The 236-nt window shown below is 33.5% G+C and carries 1 pseudogene; it reads right to left on the bottom strand.

Annotated elements, in window-relative coordinates:
* Nucleotides 1-236: pseudogene (locus AOA59_RS32355) on the bottom strand (hypothetical protein); the annotation flags it as partial.

The following is a 236-nucleotide window of genomic DNA, read 5'->3' as shown; positions in this document are numbered from 1 at the left end:
CATTAATATTCTTCTGATTATAAACTGGCTTTTTAGTCTGTGGAATCCAAAATACAATTCCTATTATTGCAATAATACCCCAAACTAATAGTGCATATTTCCAACCTAAATTAATCCCTTGTGACAATGGAATACTTACACCAGAGCCTACTGCAGCAAATGAAGACATTGCAGTTGTATATATTCCTGTCATCAAGCCAATTTTATGAGGATACTTGCTTTTTACTATACTGGGT

Source organism: Pseudomonas sp. 2822-15 (assembly GCF_002742515.1).
Lineage (GTDB): Bacteria > Pseudomonadota > Gammaproteobacteria > Pseudomonadales > Pseudomonadaceae > Aquipseudomonas > Aquipseudomonas salomonii.
This window is presented reverse-complemented; position numbering and strand designations above follow the sequence as displayed.